We start from the raw sequence: 6,244 nt of genomic DNA, 5'->3' as shown, positions 1-6,244 counted from the left end.
CCCATCCAGGCCGACGTCCGCATCCTCGTCGAGCCCGTCGACGATCAGCACCAGGCGGCGATCGCGCCCCGCGCACTCACGAGCCGCTGCTTCGTACAGCGGCTCGAGGGTTGGCTGTTTTCGATCCACCGCAGAGTAGCGCCTGTTCCCCGCCGCAGCAGCCAGTTGCTCCCCGACCGCCTGTACGAAACCGTCACGGCGGTCGGTGCCCAGACGCCCCGCGATGACGTAGTGCGCGACGTCCACCCCGGCGGGCAGCTCTCGGACCGCGAACCAGGACAGCAGGGCGGTCTTCCCCGCCCAAGGACCTGCCTGCCACCACAGGTAGGCGGGGGCGTCGTCGGGACCGGTGACGAATGCCGCCATGTCGGCCACTTCCTCCTCCCGCCCCACGAACTCGCGTGGAAGGACATCCCGGAGGGGCTGGGACGGCCCGCCCAGGAGGCGGCCCGGGGAGGCTGCGTGAACACGGGAACCACGGCCCCCCTGCCTGCTGTTCCTGACGGACTGTGCAGCCTTCAGCCGACGGCCCCAAACACCGTTAGGCGTCCGGTCGTGGCCAGGCGAACGGAGCACCGCACGATCTTCCAGGAATGGGATCAGCACCCGCATCATGTACTCGACGTGCCCCCGTTCTTGTGGGGGCGCCTTGAGGAACCAGTCGCTGAGATTCTGCTTCACCACCTTGTGGCCGTGTTGCCCGGCGAGCTGGATCAGGCGTCCGTACCCCAACCCTGCATGACCGCCTGCGGCTTCGTATAACGCCCTCAGCTCATCCGGGAACGTCGGCACCTGTCCGGCACCGCTTCGTCCGCTGTATGCGGAAGACTTCTCCGGACACATCTTCATTCTCCTTCTGACCTGGGAACATACCGCTGATCCACTTCTCCGGACATCGCCGGACGCAGCTCTGAAGCCGGATACCTATGGGACCGCGCCCGGCGGAGAAGACCACCGGGCGACAACCCCGAAGGGGGAGTCCGCGTGTCCGTTCTGCTGACCGTTCTGGAGTCCACGTTCCAGGAAGCCGCCACCCTTTCCGCCGCGACCGGCCTCGCCTACACCGGGGCCGTCGTCACGGTGGCGGCCTCCTCCGTCCTCTTCCGTAGCCCGCAGCGCCGGCGTGACGCCCGGGCGACGCTGACGATCCTGGTGCGCCGTGGGGGGAAACGGTGATGCCCGTGGGCCTGGTCCTGGCGTGGTTGCAGGGCATACTCTCGGCCACTGTTGGGTTTTCCCGCCTGTGCGGGGATGGCCCCCGTTAGGAGCAGATCCTTCTTGGCTCCCGCGTGTGCGGGGATGTCTTTTGCCACGTGACCACCCGAATGTGCGGCTGTTCCATGTGCTGAGGGCAACGCATAGTTGCCCTCAGCGGGCCAGCACCAGTCCGCAACTGTAGGCGCGTGCGTGGCCGAGGCCGTTCGACAGGACTCCCACCAGAGTTTCCGGGTCGGTGACGGTCAGGGAGCCGCGGATCTCGGCGCGGCCGATCCGGACCGGCTTGCTGCGGTGGGCGCTCGAGACCGTCGGCAGCATACGGATCCCCAGGGCGTCCGGGTCGGCGGTGGCGCCGATGCGGGCGACGCCGTCCTCGGCGTTCGCCGGGTCCCCCTCGGCCTGGAGACGCCGTGAGAACCATCGCTTCACGTGCTCCGGCGTGGTGTGAGCGGTTCGTGTGCCACGGGCCTTCTCCGAGGCGGGTTTACCCGACGGCTTGCTGCGGGTCGGGTTGACGACCGTACGGAAGCCGAAGACTTCGCCCGCTTTGAAGGTGCGGTCGACGGTGATGATGTGCGGGGCGGCGGTGAAGGCCTCGCGCGGTATACGGGCCCAGTCACCCGGGATCCTGGACTGCACGACCAGGACGAGGGCCGCCGCCTTCAGGTCCACCGACCACGTTGACAGGACACCCATCTGGGCGCGCGCCTCCGGGTCGCCGTCCTCGACCCAGCCACGGAAGCCGCTCATGACGGTGCGGTGCATCTCCTGGGCGTCGACCAGGGATTTGGCGACCAGGGGGTGGCGGGCGTTCAGCGAGAGGACGGAGTGGGTGGCGACGAAGCGGGCCGTCGAGGCCCGTGTGCTGTTCACGGGATGATGTCCCATCCGGTTGCGGTCGGTGCGATGGTGATGCGCGTACGGGCTTCCCAGCGCGTGACGTGCGCCCGGTGGGCCGGATTGAAGCTGACCGGCTGGTCGTTCACCTGCAACGCCCCGCGCGTGCCCGATGGCACCTGGACCCAGGCCCAGGGGCGCCGGCCCGAGGAGTCGGGTCCGTCCGGGCCGGGGAGCAGGAGTTTGGCGGCGAATGCGGTGGCGACCGTGCCCGGGAGGATCTCCGCGGCCAGGGTCCCCGAGGGCGGACAGGACTTCCGGCCGAGCCACAGCAGCCGCTTCGGGTGCTCCAGGGCGTACGCGATGTCCTCCAGCAGCGCCCGGTCCTGGTGCTCGAGCCCGACGACGAACGCCGCGTCCGACAGATACCAGCGCTCCGTGATCATCGCTGAGCGCGACAGCTCGGCCGAGACAAGAGCCCCGGAGACAGGGTCGGCCGTGATCTTCTTCGGCGCCCCGTACCAACCGGCCAGCTCGTGGTGTCCGAAGCCCGGCCCCTCAGCCGCTGCCATGCTCGCGGCGACCGCCGCAGCACGCCGGTGGTCGGTGATGACGTCCCGCGGCCGCAACGGGAACCGGCCGGCGCCGACCGTGTGGTAATCGCGCACCGGGGTCCCCGGATGGTCGGCGCGGACACCGAACACGAGCGTGGCGAGGTCGTCCACGGGGTCGGTCCTCTCCCGGCCGAGGGCCGCCGCGCACAGGCCGATGACCGCCGACTTGGTGGGGCGGATGTGCGTGTCACGGTGGGCGAACCGGCTCGCCACCCCCCAGGACTGCAAAGGTGCGGCGAGCCGCACGAGCAGAACGTGCGTGGTCACGCCGTCAGCTCCCCGGGCGAGGCCACGGTCTCGGCGCCGGTGTCCTGCAAGGTGCCGAGGAGTTCGTCGATCTGCGGGTCGTAGGTGAGGACGCGCGCGCTCTGGATGTCGGGCCGGCGCCGGCTGACGAACGCGTGGTGCTTCAGCAGCCGCCTGACCGCCGCCGGGCCGGCGGGGCCCTCGCCGTTCTTGTCCAGGGGGTTCTCGTCGATGGGGGCCTGGAAGGCAGCCGCGTAGTTGTACGGGCGCTCACCTTCGAAAGCGAGGACCAGGGTCGGCAGCGAGCCGGTGGAGGCGGTCGAGTTCTTCTTCGCTTCGGGGAAAGCGTCGACGAAAGCGGTGACGAACTCGGCCTCGGCCGCGACAGACGCCTCCTCGGCCTCCTGAACGGTCATCCCGGCCGCCTGGAGGTTCCTGCGTAGTCGCAGGCGGTCGAGGACCGCGTGCCGGTAGAAGGTGCCGGTGATCAGGGACTGGTAACCGGTCATGCCGGCGCCGGCGTCATCGGCCGCGTCGAGGAAGTCCAGCGCGTTCTTCTTGCGGTCGAGCTTCGCGTCGTCGGCCGCGGCGTAGAAGTCATCGACCTGCTCCGCCTCGTGCACGGTGAAGGCATGGCTGCTCTGGACGGCGCCGTCGACGTTCGGGGAGTCCGCGATCTCGGCGAGGAAACGTCCGTACAGGGCGATGTCGATAGCGTCGCGCGGGGCGAGCGCGGTGAGGACCGCTGCCCGGGTCGCCGCCGGCACCGCGGGCAGCTTGGCATCGGACGCGGGGGTCTCGTCCGTGTTCGGCTCTTCCTGTCCGCCGTTCTTGCGGGCGCCCTTCTTCCCCTTGGCCGCGGCCGCCGCAGTCTGCGCTGCCAGGTACTCCTCGGTCCAGGACCGGACCGACTCGGCCTGTTCGTCGATGTGCGCGGCAATGCGGGTGCCCGCGTCCGCGGGGGCGAACAGCAGCACCTTGGTCAGGTTCGCGACGGTCTTCTTGCCGGGGTCCCCGAATTTCAGGCCGGTGGCTTCGATGACGGCGCGTGCGGTGCGCACAGCTTCTTCCTCCTCCCAGCCGTGCTCGGAGGTGAGCGTGCGGGCGGTGATCAGCGCCCATTCACGAGTCCGGAGGCCGGTGCTGCGGCCGGCAAGGGCGCCGAGGCCCGCGTTGGCCCGGTTGCGGGTGTGGACTCGCTCGGCCCTGCGCCGCGCCTGACTGGTGATCATGTGCCGTTCGGTGCCGCCGTAGACGATCGACTTCGGCGCCCCGTTCTCGTCACGCACGGGGAGGACGGCCACCAGGGTCTCCAGGAGGTGCAGGGAGAGGAACTGGCCGCCGGCGGAGGAGGCGTTGCTGGTCACGTGGTGGAGTCCTTCTGGAGGGAGGCGGCGGCAGTCGAGGAGGTGGACCGTTTGGCGGGAATGCGGGCTGGAGGCATATGGAAGGCCACACCCCACTCATACGGAACGCGGGCTCTGCGGTCGTGCCAGAGGTTCAGGTCGTCGACGAGCCGGGCCCAGGACGGTGGCTGCTTGTCGCAGGCCCGCAGACGTGCGACGGCGTGCTGCAGATGCCGCCAGGGAACGCGACGGCTGGACACGATCCGGTCGACCAGACGAGCTGCACCCGGGTTGTCCGGCCCTCGCCCGGTGCCACTGCCGATGCGGCGGGCGGCCTCGCCCAGGCTTCCGTACCCGAAGGCCGGCTTCGACCGTCCTTGGTGGTAGACGGCGAACAGGAAGGCGACCTGGCCGTAGACCTCACGCTGGGCCTCGGTCGGGCTGTACCAGAGGGCCCGGAAGTGGGGCTCCCGATGGACGCGGGGACGCCGTAGCTCGGCGAGGCTCGCATAGTCGTGGTTGTGGACGAGGCTGGCGAGCCAGGCCGTGAGCGCGGCGCTGCTTTCACTGGTACCGGGACCTGCGCCGGTGGTGGTCATGAAGTCTCCCCTCGGAGTTCGGCCGGGGCCTTCGCCATGGCCAGCTCGTCGTCGAACCGCCGCAGAGCGGCGGCCCGGGCCTTCGCGCCCTGCGAGTTCCTCGGCAGCGAGTCGAGGCACTCGGTGAGGAACCTGCGGGCGGCGGTGGCGACGGTGGCCGCGTACTCGTGGAGAGAAGCCTGGACGTCCTCACCCAGCGTGGTCTCCTCCATCAGCAGATCGAAGGACTCCCGCGTCGCCGCCCAGTGCTGACCACGGGCGTCGAAGCGCGCAATCTGGCTCGTCTTGTCAGCCGGCTTGGGGTTCGGATACGCCACGGTCCAGGCCGCGTACGCCGCCTTGGACAGAGCGGACGCCACGAACTCCGCGATGTCCGAACCGCGGTAGGAGGCCAGGTACAACCGGGCCTCCAGGCCGGGGGCGAACGGGAAGGTTCCGTCGACCCATGCGATGGCTGTGGTCTGCTTGGCCACGAGCCCGACCGTCCACAGGTCGATGCGTCGCGCGGGCTGCTGGCCGGGCTCGGGGGCGACGTCCTCGGCCGGGAAGAGCGCGAGCCTCCGATACAGGGTGCCCCCGTCGTTGCCACCCGCTTCGGAGCGCGCCTCGGCCACGGCCGCGTAGAGGGCATGAGCCTGCCGCCAGACGGCGCGGGTCGCCGAAGCCCACAGCGGCTTGCTGGTGCCGTCGGCCTTCTTGGCGTACACGGCGTCCTGCAGATGCTCATCCGTCAGCGCGAGCAGCTCGCCCGCGCCGAGCAGTACCCGGTCCACGTGATCCCCCGCTCGGGTCGGACGGAGCAGGATCGACCGGCCGAGATAGCTGTGCAGGTCAGCCGGGCCGGTGACCGGGCGGCCGCTCGGCTTGGCCTTGAACCCCCGACGCTCCTGACCGGCGGTCCAGGTACGGTTCAGCTCCCCCGGCGGCCCGGAAACCGGAGCCAGGTTGAGACGCAGCGTCTCCCCGAGGCTGACCCCGAGCGCGAGCACCCGGATCCGGGTGCCGAGGCGGGTGGCGGCGAGGTTGGTGATGGTGGCGCCGAGCGTCTCCTTGCCGGAGATCCTGGCGCGTCCGGCCGGACCGTACACATGCTGGGTGAGCATGGCCCGAAACGCCTGCGCGACGGGGAGCGGGCTGGTGTGCTCCAGATGGTGATGGTCAAAGAACTGGTTGTAGTCCCCGACCCGCTCGATCACCAGCTGCGCCGGCCCGGCCCCGTGCTCGTCGAGGAACGGAGCGAGCAGCGCGTTCTGTCCCAGAGGCTCCACAGGATGGAACAGGTCCCAGACCTCTTCTCGGGGGCGCTGGGCGAGCCACTCAGCGGCAGGCCGGAGCGCGTTCTTCTGGTCCACCCAGGCAGGCCACTGCGCAGCCGACTTCGGAT

Annotated in this window: 7 protein-coding genes; 1 reads left to right on the top strand and 6 read right to left on the bottom strand. The window is 70.1% G+C overall.

All coding sequences use genetic code 11. The annotated features are described in order from the left end of the window. The coding region (locus VN520_RS14620; RefSeq protein WP_325747339.1) for a hypothetical protein at nucleotides 1-366 on the bottom strand (366 nt) is incomplete at its 3' end. Nucleotides 367-984: 618 nt separating this feature from the next. Between VN520_RS14620 and VN520_RS14615 the strand changes: the two genes are divergently transcribed. After that, complete coding sequence (locus VN520_RS14615) at nucleotides 985-1,176, top strand: hypothetical protein (RefSeq protein WP_325747338.1); 192 nt, start codon at nucleotides 985-987, stop codon at nucleotides 1,174-1,176. A gap of 192 nt (nucleotides 1,177-1,368) precedes the next feature. Here VN520_RS14615 and VN520_RS14610 read toward each other — a convergent pair whose 3' ends face one another. The 5 genes from VN520_RS14610 to VN520_RS14590 form a co-directional block, all read right to left on the bottom strand. Next, nucleotides 1,369-2,091, bottom strand: a complete 723-nt coding sequence (locus VN520_RS14610) for a type I-E CRISPR-associated protein Cas6/Cse3/CasE (protein WP_325747337.1) — start codon at nucleotides 2,089-2,091, stop codon at nucleotides 1,369-1,371. Beyond that, nucleotides 2,088-2,936 carry a type I-E CRISPR-associated protein Cas5/CasD gene (gene cas5e / locus VN520_RS14605; RefSeq protein ID WP_325747336.1) on the bottom strand — a complete coding sequence of 283 codons (849 nt, stop codon included), beginning with the start codon at nucleotides 2,934-2,936 and terminating at the stop codon, nucleotides 2,088-2,090. Before cas5e ends, VN520_RS14610 begins: the two co-directional genes overlap by 4 nt. Further along, nucleotides 2,933-4,282, bottom strand: a complete 1,350-nt coding sequence (locus tag VN520_RS14600; protein WP_325747335.1) for a type I-E CRISPR-associated protein Cas7/Cse4/CasC — start codon at nucleotides 4,280-4,282, stop codon at nucleotides 2,933-2,935. The genes cas5e and VN520_RS14600 overlap by 4 nt, the downstream gene beginning before the upstream one ends. After that, nucleotides 4,279-4,860 carry a type I-E CRISPR-associated protein Cse2/CasB gene (casB, locus tag VN520_RS14595; RefSeq protein ID WP_325747334.1) on the bottom strand — a complete coding sequence of 194 codons (582 nt, stop codon included), beginning with the start codon at nucleotides 4,858-4,860 and terminating at the stop codon, nucleotides 4,279-4,281. Before casB ends, VN520_RS14600 begins: the two co-directional genes overlap by 4 nt. After that, nucleotides 4,857-6,244: type I-E CRISPR-associated protein Cse1/CasA (locus tag VN520_RS14590; protein ID WP_325747333.1), on the bottom strand; the 1,388-nt coding region annotated here is incomplete at its 5' end. The genes casB and VN520_RS14590, both read right to left, overlap by 4 nt.

The sequence above is a fragment of the Streptomyces sp. genome, assembly GCF_035563135.1.
Lineage (GTDB): Bacteria > Actinomycetota > Actinomycetes > Streptomycetales > Streptomycetaceae > Streptomyces.
The sequence above is the reverse complement of the archived record's forward strand: the minus strand, read 5'-3'. Positions and strand labels throughout refer to the sequence as shown.